General features: G+C 54.0%; 16 protein-coding genes and 2 pseudogenes. 3 read left to right on the forward strand and 15 right to left on the reverse strand.

What is annotated here, in order from left to right; genetic code table 11:
• Positions 1–20: 20 nt before the first annotated feature.
• The 5 genes and pseudogenes from ACFQDL_RS06120 to ACFQDL_RS06140 form a co-directional block, all read right to left on the reverse strand.
• A complete protein-coding gene (locus tag ACFQDL_RS06120; protein ID WP_379912915.1) occupies positions 21–584 on the reverse strand; it encodes a polysaccharide biosynthesis protein in 564 nt (187 codons plus the stop codon).
• 82 nt (positions 585–666) lie between these two features.
• A pseudogene (locus ACFQDL_RS06125) lies at positions 667–1929 on the reverse strand (polysaccharide biosynthesis protein); the annotation flags it as partial.
• A gap of 171 nt (positions 1930–2100) precedes the next feature.
• The gene (locus tag ACFQDL_RS06130; RefSeq protein WP_379908247.1) at positions 2101–2457 is read right to left on the reverse strand and encodes a hypothetical protein; all 357 of its coding nucleotides are present in this window, start codon (positions 2455–2457) and stop codon (positions 2101–2103) included.
• Positions 2451–4010, reverse strand: a complete 1560-nt coding sequence (locus ACFQDL_RS06135; protein WP_379908248.1) for an SEC-C metal-binding domain-containing protein — start codon at positions 4008–4010, stop codon at positions 2451–2453. Before ACFQDL_RS06135 ends, ACFQDL_RS06130 begins: the two co-directional genes overlap by 7 nt.
• 192 nt (positions 4011–4202) lie before the next feature.
• Positions 4203–5564, reverse strand: coding sequence for a Fic family protein (locus ACFQDL_RS06140; protein ID WP_379908249.1), 1362 nt, complete (start codon positions 5562–5564; stop codon positions 4203–4205).
• 300 nt (positions 5565–5864) lie between these two features.
• Between ACFQDL_RS06140 and ACFQDL_RS06145 the strand changes: the two genes are divergently transcribed.
• Entirely contained in the window at positions 5865–6107 is a 243-nt protein-coding gene (locus ACFQDL_RS06145) for a type II toxin-antitoxin system ParD family antitoxin (protein ID WP_379908250.1), read from the forward strand.
• Positions 6100–6393, forward strand: coding sequence for a type II toxin-antitoxin system RelE/ParE family toxin (locus tag ACFQDL_RS06150; RefSeq protein WP_379908251.1), 294 nt, complete (start codon positions 6100–6102; stop codon positions 6391–6393). The genes ACFQDL_RS06145 and ACFQDL_RS06150 overlap by 8 nt, the downstream gene beginning before the upstream one ends.
• A gap of 163 nt (positions 6394–6556) precedes the next feature.
• Here ACFQDL_RS06150 and ACFQDL_RS06155 read toward each other — a convergent pair whose 3' ends face one another.
• The 6 genes from ACFQDL_RS06155 to ACFQDL_RS06180 all read right to left on the reverse strand — a co-directional run bounded on the left by ACFQDL_RS06155 (position 6557) and on the right by ACFQDL_RS06180 (position 11781).
• A complete protein-coding gene (locus tag ACFQDL_RS06155; protein ID WP_379908252.1) occupies positions 6557–6712 on the reverse strand; it encodes a hypothetical protein in 156 nt (51 codons plus the stop codon).
• Between the two features lie 8 nt (positions 6713–6720).
• Positions 6721–7593: an MraY family glycosyltransferase gene (locus ACFQDL_RS06160; protein WP_379908253.1), complete on the reverse strand. Its 873-nt coding sequence runs from the start codon at positions 7591–7593 to the stop codon at positions 6721–6723.
• Positions 7586–8818 carry a UDP-glucose 4-epimerase family protein gene (locus tag ACFQDL_RS06165; RefSeq protein WP_379908254.1) on the reverse strand — a complete coding sequence of 411 codons (1233 nt, stop codon included), beginning with the start codon at positions 8816–8818 and terminating at the stop codon, positions 7586–7588. The genes ACFQDL_RS06160 and ACFQDL_RS06165 overlap by 8 nt, the downstream gene beginning before the upstream one ends.
• A gap of 78 nt (positions 8819–8896) precedes the next feature.
• Positions 8897–9595 carry a glycosyltransferase gene (locus ACFQDL_RS06170; protein WP_379908255.1) on the reverse strand — a complete coding sequence of 233 codons (699 nt, stop codon included), beginning with the start codon at positions 9593–9595 and terminating at the stop codon, positions 8897–8899.
• 80 nt (positions 9596–9675) lie between these two features.
• Positions 9676–10551, reverse strand: coding sequence for a glycosyltransferase family 2 protein (locus ACFQDL_RS06175; protein ID WP_379908256.1), 876 nt, complete (start codon positions 10549–10551; stop codon positions 9676–9678).
• 27 nt (positions 10552–10578) lie between these two features.
• Positions 10579–11781, reverse strand: coding sequence for a glycosyltransferase family protein (locus ACFQDL_RS06180; RefSeq protein ID WP_379908257.1), 1203 nt, complete (start codon positions 11779–11781; stop codon positions 10579–10581).
• Between the two features lie 394 nt (positions 11782–12175).
• On the opposite strand from ACFQDL_RS06180, the pseudogene ACFQDL_RS06185 reads away from it, so the two are divergent.
• A pseudogene (locus ACFQDL_RS06185) lies at positions 12176–12274 on the forward strand (IS1595 family transposase); the annotation flags it as partial.
• Positions 12275–12449: 175 nt separating this feature from the next.
• Here ACFQDL_RS06185 and ACFQDL_RS06190 read toward each other — a convergent pair.
• Genes ACFQDL_RS06190 through ACFQDL_RS06205 form a run of 4 tightly spaced genes read right to left on the reverse strand, consistent with a single transcriptional unit; the run spans position 12450 to position 15724 of the window.
• On the reverse strand, positions 12450–13910 hold the full coding sequence (locus tag ACFQDL_RS06190) for an MOP flippase family protein (RefSeq protein WP_379908258.1): 1461 nt from the start codon (positions 13908–13910) through the stop codon (positions 12450–12452).
• Complete coding sequence (locus ACFQDL_RS06195; RefSeq protein WP_379908259.1) at positions 13907–14596, reverse strand: class I SAM-dependent methyltransferase; 690 nt, start codon at positions 14594–14596, stop codon at positions 13907–13909. The genes ACFQDL_RS06190 and ACFQDL_RS06195 overlap by 4 nt, the downstream gene beginning before the upstream one ends.
• On the reverse strand, positions 14593–15156 hold the full coding sequence (locus ACFQDL_RS06200; protein WP_379908260.1) for a DegT/DnrJ/EryC1/StrS family aminotransferase: 564 nt from the start codon (positions 15154–15156) through the stop codon (positions 14593–14595). Before ACFQDL_RS06200 ends, ACFQDL_RS06195 begins: the two co-directional genes overlap by 4 nt.
• The gene (locus ACFQDL_RS06205; protein WP_379912917.1) at positions 15137–15724 is read right to left on the reverse strand and encodes an aminotransferase class I/II-fold pyridoxal phosphate-dependent enzyme; all 588 of its coding nucleotides are present in this window, start codon (positions 15722–15724) and stop codon (positions 15137–15139) included. The genes ACFQDL_RS06200 and ACFQDL_RS06205 overlap by 20 nt, the downstream gene beginning before the upstream one ends.
• Positions 15725–15736 lie beyond the last annotated feature (12 nt).

Below are 15736 nucleotides of genomic sequence, written 5' to 3' on the forward strand. Positions count from 1 at the left end.
GGTTACGGGTTACGCGATTATCAATGCACCCGGCTGGATCGGTGCAGCGGATCCCGGATCTCGTGCTGCGGCTGATAGCCGCTGACCAGCTGCAGCAGCAGCTCGCGCAGACCGTTGCAGTCGTAACTGTCGCAGCAGGCTTCGATCCGTTGCAGCAGCGGCTGCAGCCGGACGAAGGGCAAGCTCTCCTCGCTGGCCTTCATGATCATCGGATGGGATGTGCCGGCGACATTGTCGCCGATCAGCAGTTCCTCGTAGAGCTTTTCGCCGTCGCGAAGCCCCGTGTAGCGGATGCCGATATCGCCGTCCGGATGGGCCTCGTCCCGTACCGAAAAACCGGCAAGCCGGATCATCTGCTCGGCCATTTCGCGGATTTTCACCGGCGGCCCCATGTCGAGCACGAAGACATCGCCGGATTCGGCCATGGCGCCGGCCTGGATCACCAGCGCCGCCGCCTCCGGAATCGTCATGAAATAGCGCGTCATTTCCGGGTGGGTGACAGTGACCGGCCCGCCATTGACAATCTGCCGGCGAAACAGCGGAATCACTGAGCCCGACGAGCCCAGCACATTGCCGAAACGCACGATGGCAAAGCGCGTCCGGTGACCGGGCCCCCGCCAGCGCCTGCAGCACCAGCTCGGCGCAGCGCTTGGTGGCCCCCATCACATTGGTCGGACGCACCGCCTTGTCGGACGATATGAGCACGAAATTGCGCACGTCCGCCGCTACCGCGGCCTGCGCGATCGCCAGGGTGCCGAGCAGGTTGTTGCGCACGCCGACCACCATGTTGCGTTCGACAATGGGCACATGCTTGTAGGCGGCGGCATGGTACAGGGTTTCGACCCGGTAATGCCTGAGGGTACGCTCCAGCAATGCCGGCTCCGTGACCGACCCCAGCACCGCCGTCAGCTCGACGCCCCATTGTACGCAAAGCGGCAGCAGCTCCTGCTCGATGCGGTAGAGCCCGTATTCGGAGCTGTCGAACAGCACCAGCTGCCCGGGCTGCTGCGTCAGTATCTGCCGGCACAGCTCGGAACCGATCGAGCCGCCGGCGCCGGTGACCATCACCTGTTGCCCGCGAATATTCTCGGCCATCAGCTGCGGATAGGGCGCCACCTCCTCGCGCCCGAGCACATCGGCGATCTCGATCTCGCGGATATCGCTGATATTGACCCGGCCGCTGGCGATATCGGACAGCCCCGGCAGCGTCAGCACCTTGATCGGGAGCTTTTCCAGCATCGCCAGCAGCTCGCGGCGCCGGGTGCGACTGGCCGACGGCATTGCCAGCAGCACCTCGGAGACCTCGAAGCGGTCGATCAGCCACTCGAGGCGATCCGGCGGGTAGATCAGGAGCCCGTGCACTTCGAGCCCCACCAGTGCCGGGTTGTCGTCGACAAAGGCCACCGCACTGAGATCGCTGGCGCTTTCCAGTGCGGTGGCCAGCTGGCGGCCGGCGGACCCGGCACCGTAGATGATCACCCTGTCGCTGCGGGCGAGCCGCTGCAGGCCGCCGGGAAACTGCTGCAGCAGCAGCCAGCGGGCCAGCAGACGGCTGCCGCCGATCACCACCAGGGCAATGAACCAGAAGATCGGTATCACCGACCGGGGGATGCGCTGCTCGAAGCCGATAAAGTAGGTCAGCGTCGCCCAGATCAGCACGAACAGCGTCACGGCCTTGAGTACCGTCCAGAGCGCATGCGGCCCGATATAGCGCGTCACCGCCCGGTACAGCCCGAGCCGCACGAATACCGGCACCGCCACCAGTGGCGCGACCAGGTACGCAGGCCAGTGCATGAACCCCTGAGCATCCCACTCGCCGTAACGCAGCGCGAAGCTCATCCAGCAGGTCAGCGCCAGCGCCAGCACGTCAAAGCCGAGAAACACCGCCCGCTTCCGGTTGCGCGACAGCGCCAGCACCGCATTGAGCATTGATCAGTCCTTTTTCCGGTGACGCATTATGCGCTACGAGTTACCAGACATTGTAGGGTGCTGGTGAGCAACGCGAACCGCACCGCTTGCCTCGGAATACGGTGCGGTGCGCTTCGCTTACCGGCACCCTACGGTCAACAGCGCCCCACATCCGACCGTCCCAAATATCCGTCACCGCTTTTGCTGCTTCGCCGTTTTCTTCAGCCACTCCAGCGCGCCTTCGGTTTGCGCCCAGGTTTCGCGCATGGCCTCGCGGTAGAGCCAGGCCTGGTCCTCGCCGCCGGGCCTGAAAAAACCTTCCCGCATCTCCGGCTTGCGGATGCGCTTGAGCGTCAGGTAACGCACGACCTCCGGAAACGCTTCCAGCGCGTCCGCCAGCGTCTGTGCAGCGCCCGGCAGATCGCCCAGCCGGTACAGCGCCAGCACGGCACCGAAGCGCGTCTCGACGCCGATATCATCGCCATAGCGCCGTGCCAGCGCCAGCGCTTCCGAGTTTCGGTCCGTCTGCAGATAGTCGTTGATCAGCATCCAGCGAAAACCGTGGTTATCGCTGGGATTGAGCTGCAACAGCCATTCGACGACCTGCTCCGCCCGCGCTGCACGCCCGGTGTCCTTGAACAGGTAGGCCAGGCGCTCCAGGCTGCGCAGGGCGGGCCGGTTCTCCGTTGCCCCCAGGGCAGGCCGGCGCCTTCCGGCACCGACTGTGCGACGATATTGCGGGCACGCAACAGCACCTTTTCGAGCAACTGCTGCACCGCCGGGTCGCCCCAGAGCTGATCATCCATCAACAGCGCCGCCAGGTCATCCAATATATCCAGGTCGTCCCAGGCCTCGGGGTAGCGCCGCAGCACCTTCATCCAGCGCTCGAACGCCTCCGGTGCCCAGACATCCTGCTCCGGCACCGGCACAGGGCCGGTACCGAACGGCTTGTCCAGCGGACAGACCCTACGCCAGGCAGCCGCAACCTTCTTCAGCGACGTCGGCGCAAGCAGCACACCGCCCGGAGGCTCGTCGTCTTCAGCCATCATACCCTGGTAGCCGTAGGGGGTGACCGGCCGGGCCTGCATAGACGCCATCCAGTCGAGCAGCTCGAGCAGGTCGTCGGAACCGGTCATGCCCAGCATCATCTCGAGCGGATTGTCGGCAAACCCCTCCAGCATCCGGATATTGGGATCTTCCGGCAACAGCCCGGACTTCAGCAACCGGCGACGCCAGAAATCGGCCCGGGGCGCCACCTCGTCCAGGCGCCCCTGACTCACCAGCAGCTGCACTTCCAGCACACCGAGGCTTTCGCTGTGGGGCGTATCGCGCTGCGCATGCTTGAACGCCTGCCAGGCGGCTTCGTGATCGCCCTCGTCCGCCAGCACCGTGGCGAGGCGCTGCCAGGCAGCGCCACGCAATTCCGAACGCGGCGCCTGCTGCACGATGGTATCGAGGAGCCGGCGCTTCTTGCGGTTGAACCCCAGGGCGTCGTAACAGTTGCACAGCAGGTTCAGCGCATAGTCGTGCAGCAGGGTCGACTTCGGCGCCTGGGCAACGGTCAGCATCGGCTCCAGCAGTGCGGCGGCCTTGCGGTACTGTGCCTCTTCGAAATGACCGACCGCAACCTCGATCAGGCCTTCGAACGGCACCTGGTGACTGGCAATCGCCTGCTCCAGCAACCCTAGCTCCTGCAGCGCCGGAATCGCGGTCACCCAGATTACGCCGGCGTTGAGCGGCAGTGCCAGATCCGACGGCAGGCGCTCGCAGCACTGCTTGTACTTCATCCCCGACCCGCAGGGACAGGGATCGTTGGGCTTGAGCTTGGGCAGTGGCCTGGGGCGGAAGCGGTTGCCGGGCAGCGGCATGTACTTCCAGATCTCCCGTGCCAGGTGACCGGCCAGCAGCTGCAGCCCCTCGGGCGAAAAACCCTCGTCGAACGGCGACTCGCCCAGCAGCTCGAAGGTCACGTAATGATCGAAGTTATCCCGCAGCCAGCGGCTGAAACGCTCGAAATTCTCGTGCTCGAAAATCTGCCGCGCAGCATCCTGCAACAGCTCTTCGAGCAACAGCGGGCCTTCTTCGGGCTCGAACTCGGTCACTGATCACCTTTTTCTTGATAGTCTGTAAGCACGAAAGAATACCGGCCCGGGTCGGCTGGCGTAAAGCTGGGAGGGATGAAAGGGGGTTACGGGTCAACGCCAGGGGTGGCGTGTGTGCTGGCAACGCAGGAGCAGTTGCCAGTATACGGGTTACGGGTTACGGGTTACGGGTTGCCAGTGCACCTTTCCCAATCAAATCCCGGCTCGCCGGGACTGCCACTGCCGATATTCTGACGGGCGTAAGCCATAGCGTGCCAGCACCCCCTCATGCAGCCGGCGCAGTTCGTCGATGATCAGGGCGCGCACATTGTCCCGGTCGGCGTCTGGCACCTGCTTCTCGAGCGCTTGCCCGATCAGGGTCAACGGATCTTCGGTGTACTGAACCACCACCGCATGAATGGTTTGTTTGATGAGATCGCGATAGGCCAATCGCAGCGGATCCGGTTCGGCCAGATCCTGTTTGATCGCCAGATACTCCTGAGTGGATCTTTCATAAGCCCAGACATACAGATCGCGCAGCAGTTCGATGCGCGTCAGTTCGTACACCCCCAGCATGGCGCGGCTATAGGCTTGTTCCGAAACATCGAGAAACGTCAGCGGACATAAATTGGCCTCGATCAGCGGCAGGTTGGCTGCCAGCCGGGAGGTTCGCTTGTTCACATCAGCGAAGGGCTGCAGATAAGGCAGATGCACCAGCACGAAAAACGACTGTTCGAAAGGATCTTCGATCTGGCGTGCCTTGGCCAGTACCAGATCCAGCAGCTCCTCGATCATCGCAGGCACGGCAAGCGGTCGAAAAACACTCTTGCCAATCTCCACGGCATGCTGACGAATTCTGCCTTCGTCCGCGGGGTTGGGCAACAGGTTTTCCGACAAGGCGCTATGCAGATTCAGTACGGTGAAGCGGTTGAACTCCACGGAATCCGCATTTTCGACCAGCAGCTCGATCGCCGATTTGTGGTTCAGGATCATCTGAGTTTCCATCGCGGCCTTGCCCCGGGCAGCCCTGCCACTCTCGATAAGCCGGCGGGTATCGAGCCGTGAATAGGTGTTCCCCTCCAACTGACTGGATGCCCAGGACAGATCGATCAACAGCCGGTTGAGGATGGCCCGGCCATAGGTACCGGCCGGCAATTCCGTCTGCCGGGTATCCCCCATATTCCACAACTGCCGGCGCAATGGCGCGGACAGATACCAAGTCCGGTTGGGCTGATAGGACTCGAGAAACTCTCGCTGATAGCCAACCGGCTTACGCGCTTCGACCGGCTGATCGATATAGGCAAGAATATCCTGACTGTCGGCAGAAAGTGGAATATAGTCCGGATAACGCTTCCCGGCCTCCCCGCCGCCAATCGCAGGAATCTGGATTGCGACGCGATATCGCCGGGCACGTCCCTCGCCGACAGCCTCGATGCGCCCATCATCGATCAACCGGCGGAGCCAGCGTTGTGCGGTCCGGCGGGCGATATCGGGATGACGCGCCAACAACTCGCTCAGAGACAGACCGTCGTCTGCATCCCGGATCGATTCAAGTAAATGGCTAATCGATGACATCAACTGGCGCCGTTTCGCTATGAATGGCGCAATTCTGGCGCAGTTTACGTAATCGCGCCACTTTAGTGGCGCGATTTAGCGCATAGTTGGCGCAACTTTTGGCAAGCCATCGCAATTGCCGGACACTTTGGCCTCCATGGATGGTGGAAGGCCACCCCGAGGAAAGATTGAAATTGCAGGAGCAAATTTCAGCGAATCGTGCCGTTCCCACCTCCCCCTGCAATCACCACCGATGACTCCTTTGGCCCGCTCCCCAAGAATGCTACACTTGTGTTAATTACTAACACACGAGGCCATTCCATGCCCAGAACAACGAGCGTCACTATTGGTGCACAACTGGACGACTTTGTACGGAAATTGATCGAGTCAGGGCGCTACGGCTCAACCAGTGAGGTCGTGCGTTCCGCCCTGCGGTTGCTCGAACGCCAGGAAAATCAAACGGCAGCTCTGAGAAGCGCTGTAGAAGCTGGAGATCGAAGTGGGGAAAGCGACTTGTCACTGCGCGACATTGCCGCTCAGGTGAAACAGAAACACGATGTATAAGCTTTCCAATCGTGCGGCAGAGGATTTCGCGGCTATCTACGAATATACCTTGCTTAACTTCGGTGCTCGCCAGGCCGATGTTTACACCGATGATCTGGAGAGCACCTTTCGTCTCCTGTCCAGTTCTCCGCTTATGGGGCAGGAGTGTCGGGAGATTGCAGATGGGGTTCGCCGTCACGATCACCAACGACACGCCATTTTTTACCGACGCCGTGAGCACGATATTTTTATCGTCAGGATACTCCATCAACAGATGGAGCCGATGAGACATTTCTTTGAGCTTTGACGCTGCGGTCTATAAATCGAGGAACGAAGCGAAAAGCGCCACCTCCACACCACCTGACCCGTAACACCTGACTTCTACCTCGAATCTCCGCCGCTTGGCCGTCCCCGGTCGGCCCGAAGGGCGCTGCTAAACGTAGGGTGCCGGTAAGCGAAGCGCACCGCCCTCAAACCTCCTGCAGCTCCGCCGCCCCGGACTTCAGCCACCACGCCAGCCCGACGAGTGGCGCATAGGCCAGCGCAATGCCCGGCAACGTTGCCACCACGCCCGCCACCATCAGCGAAGCGATCGGCAGCAGCCAGAGCAGATTGATCCCAACCACCGCCAGGGTCACCCCCGGTGGCTGCCCAGGCGTCGCGCCGCATACTGATAACCGTGGCTTCGATGCGCTTCCGCCAGCGGCATCCCCCGAAGCAGACGCCTGATCAGCGTCAGCGTCGCATCGGTGACGAACACCGCCAGTAATACCAGCCAGCCGGCCAGCAGCTCGAACGACTGATACGCGGCCTGGATCGACAGCAGACCCAGCATCAGGCCGATAAAACCACTGCCGGCATCGCCCATGAAAATCCGCGCCGGTGGCCAGTTCCAGACCAGAAAACCCGCCACCCCGGCCGCCAGTAACAACATCGGCCACCAGGCTTCGACACCTGCGCCGGCCATCACGGCAAGCAGACAGCCCCCGAGCGCAACGGTAACTGCCTCTACTCCGGCAATGCCGTCGATGCCATCCATAAAGTTGTACAGATTCAGCAGCCAGACCAGATACAGCAGCGCCAGCCCGTGCCCCAGCCATCCCAGATCGAATTCGACCGCGTAGATCACCACTGGCGGCAGCCCACCCAGCCAGAACAGCCCCCATCCAGCCGCCAGGAAATGTACCGCCAGCCGCCAGCGCGCCGCCACCGACTGCCGGTCGTCCACCCAGCCGATCAGCGCCACCAATACTCCTGCCCCGACCAGCCCTATCAGTACCTCGTCCGCCATCAACCCCTGCGAAAAAAGCAGGCAAAGGCCTGCCAGATACACCAGCACCACCGAGACCCCGCCGCCGCGCGGTGTCGGCAGCATATGGGAGCTCCGCGCATTGGGCACATCCAGCATGCCCCCGGCCAGCGCATAGCGCCGCAATGCCCCGGTCAGCAGCGCCGCCAGCACCGCAGCCCCCGCCAGCAGCCCCAGCATCCCTCCGGCCTCAACCACGCCCCGGCTCCCGCGATGCGCCATCCTTTGTACCTGTAGGAGCCGAGCCCTCTCGGCGAAGCTCTTTTTGCCTGTAGGAGCCGAGCCCCCTCGGCGAAGCTCTTTTTGCCTGTAGGAGCCGAGCCCCCTCGGCGAATCTCTTTTTCGCCTGTAGGAGCCGAGCCCCCTCGGCGAAGCTCTTTTTGGCTGTAGGAGCCGAGCCCCCTCGGCGAAGCTTTTCCTTGCCAAAGCCACTTCTTGTCGATACCTTCCTTTCACTCCGCTCCAGAAAATCATCCACAGTCCTCTGGATACCCTCCTCCACCGATAATGGAGGTTTCCAGCCAAGGGTCTCCATCGTATGCGTGATATCCACCTGCAACGAATCACAAAGCCTGGAAGCCATGCTTCCTCGCCCGGCCAATTCAGCGGTTTTGCGCAATAGAGAAACCGGAAAAGGAAACAGCCTCGAACGCTTGCCCATCGCCTCGCTGATAATGGTGATCAGCTCTGGCGTCGAGAGGTCATGATTGTCGGAAACCAGGAAGGTCTGATTGGCGGCCGCCGGATGATCGATGCAGGTCACGATCAGATCCACGAGATTGTCCAGCCCCACCAGACTGCGCCTGTTCTGGACCGATGCCAACGGCAACGGAATGCCGCGCTCGATCCATTCAAGCAGCGTTCTGAAGTTGGCCTTCACACCAGGCCCGTAGACAAGCGGCGGTCGGATAATGACGACCTCCATGCCGGTATTCTTAGCCAAGGCCAGCAGCCCCTGCTCGGCTTCCCATTTGGATATTGCATAAGAGTCTGTTGGCCCGCAGGCATCTCCGGCTGTAAACGGCTTCCCGGCAAGCGTCGATTCGCCGTTGACCTTGATCGAACTCAGGAAAATAAAGCGCCCAACTCCGGCCAGTGCCGCCGCGCGTGCGAGCTCAAGCGTCGCCGTGGTGTTCACCGCCCGAAAGGCTGAGAGCGGGTCGGACGCATCGTCGTCCATGACATGCACGCGGGCGGCGCAGTGAACAAGGATATCGGTCTGCTCAAGCGCTCTATGTACCTGTGCGTTTAGCTGTAAATCGCAAAGATCGAATAACGGGGTATCTACCCGATTATCGGTAATCGGAGAGCGCGAAGCGCATATCAGCTGCACAGTACCCGCCCCGATCAAGCATTCGCATAGGGCTGAACCGACAAATCCGGTGCTGCCTGTTATGAGCAGGGTTGCCCGATCAGTGGACATCACAGGAGGCCCAAACAGTAATCTCCGCCTGGAGCTGCAAAATCATATTCCGGGCTAGCACAATAACGTTGCGGCTCATCAATTCACCGTCCTGGAGCCTGAGCGCAAAAAATACTTCAGCATGCTGACCATAAACCAATAAAAATGCCGGGAAAAAAGTCGCTTGTTGGCCTGCCGACAGAGATGCACCGCTTTGAGATGTGGCAGGTAAAGCACCGGCTCACCCAACTGGTCACGGGCCCGGCGGCAGATATCCACATCCTCCAGATACATGAAGAAGCGTTCATCGAACCCATGCAGCTGCTGGTACAACTCGGCTTTGAACAGCAGGAAGGCTCCGGAGGCCCAGTCTACCTGGGTGGGTTCGTCGATTGTCGTCTTGTCGTAGGCGGCGGGATTGGAGCCCAGCAGAAATCCGCGCGCAAAATCCAGCAGCGACGGGAAACGCTTGATGTTGAAATCAGGCCGGGTCAGATCGCTGTCCTGGAACAGGTTGATGGTCACCAGTCGGGCGGCGTGCTGTTCCGCCGTGTTTACCGCCTCCAGCAGCACATCAGGCGCTATGATCAGGTCCGGGTTATGCAAACAGAAGTAGTCACCCGACTGCATCCCGAGCTTAGACCTGCAATATTCAAACACCGCATTATTGTTGGCACCGAAACCCATTGGCGACGACGCCGCCAAATAGTGCATTGAGGAAGTAGCCGAAAGTTCCCGCAAAAAAATAGAAGCCTTATTGTCACGAATCACAATTTCCACATCTTTATTATTTGCCAAATGCCTTATCGCAGAACAACCTCCAATCAAGTCTTCGTGCCCGTGAGACACTATGGAAATAAAAACCCTATAAGAAAACTTCAACTTTTTGGCCCCATACGCCCTAGCAACCCATCAAAAAAACCATTAACAGATGCTTTAAAGTGACCTAGCCTATTACAACTAGGCAGAAGCGTATATAACACCACCCCTATTAGTGACTTAACAAAAATCTCCAACCTTAAAATGACTGATAGATTTTTATAGTAAACTGAAATATATATAGCATTCCTTAAAATAAAGTAGTGCCTGAATGGACTACGCAATGAGACATCCTTTCCTAAAAAACTAACAAAGCTATCACCTAAGTAATGGTTAACATAAACACTACCATAACCTATTACTTGATATCCTTTCTCTAAACTTCGCCAACACCACTCGAAATCAACCCAATCGATAAAAAAATCTTCCCGCATATAACCTACATCATGAAACACCCTACTTGGGATTATCATTCCTGATGATATAAGCTGGGAAACAACATTTATGCCCTCAGCTGGATATATCTTTTTATAACCAGGCGACAACTTAATAAATGGCTGAACCTTACCGGAAACACAATCTCTATAAGCAGGACCAACTACAGCATACTTTATATTAGAAACCTCCAAATTATTTATACATTCATTCATCTTTTCGATATAATCTGGCGGATAAAGCGTATCTTGATCGCTAAGCCATACATAGTCAAAACCTAAACTTAGTGACTTTCTTATACCTATATTCTGAGCCGCTGATATTCCAATATTATTATCTAGCCGGATAACGCAGACATTAAAATAATCTATATCTATATAGTTTAAAGACCCGTTATCAACAACAATCACATAAGGAGCATTCGTCCTTATACTCTCAAGAACCGATAAGAAACTAAAAACTTCAGGGTTGTAAGTGACTAAAACACAACATATATTCATATATTATTCGATATAACGTAGAAAAATTTAAAAGCTATAGAAATCAATCAATTTCTCGGTAGCGTTTTTTCTCGAAAAAACACTAATGGCGGCCTTGGATACTTCCTCCCGATGTGCGCTCATCAACAGTACATCATCTTCATTTAAACCTAACACTTCATCAGGATCTACGATATTCCCTATAAACGCCCCATACTCATTAACTTGTTTAATAGCCTTTCCGGTAACAACGTGTAGACCGGTCATACTGTATTCAGCAAATTTTACAGGTGACGCAACCCAGTTGATTGTATTTTCTTCTCTTAACATGAATGCAATATCAGCAGCATTAAGAATACCTCCAACTTCACTCAGCGAAGCAGAAAGCACATTAAATCTTGAATTAAGACCCATTGGAATAAGCGACAAAAAAAATTCAGGATTACTAGTAACAATCAACGCTTTGAACTTCTCATTCCCACTAAGTACAGAAGCCATCATTGATAGAGTTTCTGGAACACATTGCCACGGAGCCGATGAACCAACGTAGACCAATACGATGTCGCTATTACCATAATCTAGCCTGGCTCTAATCTGTGCTCTCAAATTCGGATCATAGTAGAATTTACTCTCATCGGCCAAGCATGGAAGAATCATATAAGATTCACTAGACATATTTGGCGCTTGACACTCACGCAAAGCGTCTGAAACAAAAATAGCTTTATCACAACACTTTGAAACAGACTTAAGCCTATGTTTGATCATCCTAATTCTAAGAGGCGAAAGCAACCGTGTAGACAATCTCGCACCTTTTATAATCACTGAGTATTCACTTAAACTGTCACCACGAGCATCCCATATCAGTTTAAAATCAAGTATCGATTTAATCCTTGATGCAATAAAAGCAGAATATTCAGTTCTCGCATGGATGAAACTTGGCCTTCTACCATTGAGGTAAAAATGTAGCAGCAGCAATAGGGAGTTTAAACAGCTTGAAAAAGGAATTCCAAATCTGACCCCTCTGATTGATCTAATCTCGACTTCGTACTTAGCCTTTAATTCATCTATAACTCTATTTGCATTTAAATATGTTTCGGAAGTAATTGAAAAAGCCCATATATCGATTGAATAGCCACAATCATTTAGCTGGCGAACATGACTTATTACCTGAGACTCAAAAATGGTTGGAGGAAGACCTTCAAATAAAAGAAATATCCCTCGTTTATTAAACTCTTTTCTCTTACTAAACATAAAAAATACCAAATAGTTAATAATCTAATTATTAACCCGACGACAATTTCGTTCTGCCGAAATATGTAAATGAATACGAACGCACCCAAACTCCGTACAGAGCAACAAGTACTTTTCAAACGGCAAGTGTACTACGCATAAAGGCTGCAACACCGGTAAGAAGGAAGCAAAGTGGGTGCCAATACTGACGGCACGTGACCGTAGTGCCGGCGAAGCCGACTTCGTGCTTGACCACTTCACGCCGAAAAATGTCGAGTGCCGCCTGCTATCCCGGCTAAACACGGATATCGTGCTCTGTGGCAATGGCCAACTGACCTTTGAGGGGTCGCCGGCCAAGCATTACATCATGCATCAGGTGATCAATGCCAACTCCGGCGAACACGTCAAGGGCCCGGCCTTCCACATCCAGGGGTGAACGGCGATCAACAGCGTCTAAATGGTTGGATTCAGCGAATCCACGGTGTAGCCACCAAATATCTGTATCATTACCTGGGCAGGTACCTCTGGGTTGGTCAGCATTGTGCGAAGTTTCACCAACCGTTTAATTTCATGACAGATTTAATCATTAGGGAGAAGGTTCTATATATATACCGAACATAGCCAAGTAGCTCATATGAACCATACTTCATAGCGGCTGCATTTAACCGCTAGGTTAATATGACTTGGCACTATGGGTAATCAGGTACTTTTACCTTTCCAGGTAGGACAAGGCTCACCATCGCTATCACCCAACCTCGATTTGCAAAGTAGCTAAGCACCAGATAAAGCGGAGTAGATACAATGAATGCAATAGCCAGTCGTAAATAAACATTATCAAAATGCATTAACAGCCAATAGGCTGGGACCATACTTATCGCCGCAACACAAAAAGGCCGTATAGCAGCAACTGAATATTCCAAAAGCTTGGTGTGGCATAAGGGTCGGACCAATACAAACCAGCCAGGAAGAAACAGAGTCACCGATAAGCCCAACAACGCCCATGCCAAACCAAGTGAACCAAACTGCGAGCCTGCCCACAGAACTGGCGGTACCACACAGAGCAGGCCAAGGTTCCACTTTAGTGAAAGGTCGGCACGACCCAGGCCTAGTAACAGACTGCCAACGAGATTACCGATAGAGCGTAAATAGCCCCATACTGCCAGCAGCCTCAGCAGATCAACTGCCGACAGCCACTTGTCCCCAAGCATGATCAAGATCAGTTCTGGCGCAAAGAACGCGATGCCAACATATAAAGGGGCGTTGACTGACGCCGTCATGTTGAGCGTTTTAAGGTAGATCGCGCGAACCATAGGAAGATCGCATTGTACCTGTGCGATCAGTGGAAATCCGACACGAGTGACTATCGGGTTAACCATAAACTGCAATTGAAGCACCAAGCTACGTGGCATGCTGTAAAAGCCCAATTGAGCTGCGACAAGCAGACGACCACCCAGCAGAAGATCAATGCTCATATTGATCTGATTGATTACGTTGTTGGCTACCAGCGCGCTACCAAAACCAAGGTAAGAACGTACATCAGAGAAGCGGCAGCGCCACATAGGAGCCCATCCGCGAGCGAGAAATAGCCATGCGAACGAAGAGCTGCTCGCTGCACCAACTATACTACCCACTATCAGTGAATATACGCCCCACCCAGCAGATGCAGTTATTACCGCTGCGATAAAGCCCAATAGCGCTGCCCCGATCTCAAGTTGAATAACAGGACGGAAGTCGAGCGCTTTTTCAGCTGCCATACGCACTTGTTGACCCAAGGCTCCTATTACAACGGTACTGGCACTTAACATCAACAAGGGTGTGAGCCTGTTATCATTGAAATAACCGGCAATAAACGGGCTGGCCATAACAAGCAATACTGCCAGTAAGACACTCATGCCGACGTTCAACCAAAACAGGCTTGAACGTTGCTCAGAAGTGACGTCTTGGCGCTGCATATAGGCACTATTCATTCCCAGATCGGCAAACAAGCTGGCAAAGCCCAGTACCACTGTAACCATGGCCATCAAGCCGTAGTCATCCGGCGTCAGCAGTCGTGCCAATACCGCAACCTGAGCAAGCTGCAACAGAGTACGAACCACCGCGGCTGTCGTCGTCCAACGCACAGCAGATAACGTTCTGTGCTTAAGACTCACGGTTTTCTCGCAGTTACAAAATAGCCTGGTGCCTCGAGCTCCCAGTCTTTATCAAGTTTATCCAGCAACGGTGCAGTTGTTTGTGCCAAATACCAAAAAGGAAGTAATACTGCCTTGATGACCAAGCGTAAGAGCTTGGGACCACGGATGAAGCGCAGGCTGAAGTAGTTGACCTTTAGCGCAAGCATAGTAAAAAAACCAGCCTGAGGTTCAATAGTCACATCAACAAAACCGGCTCTCTTGAGTATATATCTGAGACCATGGGGTGTGTAACGGTAAAAATCATAAGGTGCCTCATGTATCCACCACTGCCAAGGTACCTGCAAGACAATGCTACCTCCGGCTTTCAGAAGACGATATGCCTCATTGACCATAATATGCGGCTCGCATAAATGCTCCATCACTGAGAGCGAGACCACGGTATCCGCTACTTCTGAATCAATTGGCAGAGGACAGTTGAGATCAGCGATAATATCGGACTTTGTATCGTGAAAGCTATCGACCCAATCCACCGCGATATATTGTTGTGCATGTTGCAGAAAAAATTCTTTATAAGGTGACTCACCTGCACCCAAGTCGTAAAGGGTACCTTTATACAGAGAGATATGTTTTTTTAGAGAGCAGTCTCCAATATTGTAGATCAGCCAGTTATGGGCTCGGCGATTAACGTGATTGAGACTGATCATGAATAGAAAAACTTTCTAATACTTTTAATTATGTGTGCTATTGTGTTTTCGTCAAGACCATACCAGAACGGAAGACGTATAAGACGATCACTTTCCCTTGTGGTATAAATATCAACACCACTAAAGCGCCCAAAACGCTGTCCAGCAGGAGCCGAATGTAACGGAACATAGTGAAAAACCGCGTACACGCCGTCGGTTTTCAAGTGCTCTAACAAAGCACTACGTTCTTTCAAATCACGCACCTTTAAATAAAACATATGTCCGTTCTGACAACATTCTTTAGGGCTCGAGGGGAGTTCAATTTTTCCCTCTTTCTCCAGCATTGAAAGCCCTTGCCGGTATCGCGACCAAGAATCCAACCTATTTCGAGTAATCTCGTATAAACGTTCCAATTGTCCCCATAGATAAGCGGCCTGAATCTCGCTCGGCAGATAACTACTGCCCAAGTCAACCCAAGAATACTTATCGACATCACCACGGAAGAACTGACTGCGATTGGTACCCTTTTCACGAATGATTTCAGCTTGTTTTGTAAAGCGTTTATCGTTGATAATCAACAAGCCACCCTCCCCCGCTAGTGCAGTTCTTGGTTTCATGGAAACTGTAAGCTCCCATATGGCCAATACTGCCTAAGGGACGGTTTTTATAAGTTGACATTATTCCTTGAGCAGCATCTTCGATGACAAAAACCCGATAGTGAGACGCGATATCCATGATAGCATCCATCTCACAAGCAATCCCCGCATAGTGCACCGGTACAATGGCTTTTGTTCTGGGTGTAATTGCAGACTCAATCAGACTTTCGTCTATATTCATAGTATCTGGACGGATATCCACAAAAACGATCTTTGCACCCCGTAAGGCGAAAGCGTTTGCTGTACTGACAAAGGTATAGCTAGGCATTATAACTTCATCGCCCGGTTGAATATCAATAAGCAACGCGGCCATTTCCAGCGCTTGTGTACAAGATGGCGTCAATAAAGCTGCAGCGCAATTCAGATTACCCTCAAACCATTTCTGGCATCGCTTACTATACTCTCCATCACCAGAAATCTTTTTACTACGCATTGCGGCTAAAACATATTGATCTTCGTTTCCAGTATAAGGAGGAACATTAAAAGGAATCATCTGAAACACCTT

The organism is Marinobacterium aestuariivivens, assembly GCF_042661465.1.
In the GTDB taxonomy this organism is placed as follows: domain Bacteria; phylum Pseudomonadota; class Gammaproteobacteria; order Pseudomonadales; family Balneatricaceae; genus Marinobacterium_A; species Marinobacterium_A aestuariivivens.

Excerpts from the sequence above, each read along its gene's own strand:
- ACFQDL_RS06130 (WP_379908247.1), bottom strand. The coding sequence starts at position 2,457 with ATGCTGATCAACGACTATCTGCAGACGGACCGAAACTCGGAAGCGCTG.
- ACFQDL_RS06140 (WP_379908249.1), bottom strand. The coding sequence starts at position 5,564 with ATGTCATCGATTAGCCATTTACTTGAATCGATCCGGGATGCAGACGAC.
- ACFQDL_RS06145 (WP_379908250.1), top strand. The coding sequence starts at position 5,865 with ATGCCCAGAACAACGAGCGTCACTATTGGTGCACAACTGGACGACTTT.
- ACFQDL_RS06150 (WP_379908251.1), top strand. The coding sequence starts at position 6,100 with ATGTATAAGCTTTCCAATCGTGCGGCAGAGGATTTCGCGGCTATCTAC.
- ACFQDL_RS06165 (WP_379908254.1), bottom strand. The coding sequence starts at position 8,818 with ATGTCCACTGATCGGGCAACCCTGCTCATAACAGGCAGCACCGGATTT.
- ACFQDL_RS06175 (WP_379908256.1), bottom strand. The coding sequence starts at position 10,551 with ATGAATATATGTTGTGTTTTAGTCACTTACAACCCTGAAGTTTTTAGT.
- ACFQDL_RS06180 (WP_379908257.1), bottom strand. The coding sequence starts at position 11,781 with ATGTTTAGTAAGAGAAAAGAGTTTAATAAACGAGGGATATTTCTTTTA.
- ACFQDL_RS06195 (WP_379908259.1), bottom strand. The coding sequence starts at position 14,596 with ATGATCAGTCTCAATCACGTTAATCGCCGAGCCCATAACTGGCTGATC.
- ACFQDL_RS06205 (WP_379912917.1), bottom strand. The coding sequence starts at position 15,724 with ATGATTCCTTTTAATGTTCCTCCTTATACTGGAAACGAAGATCAATAT.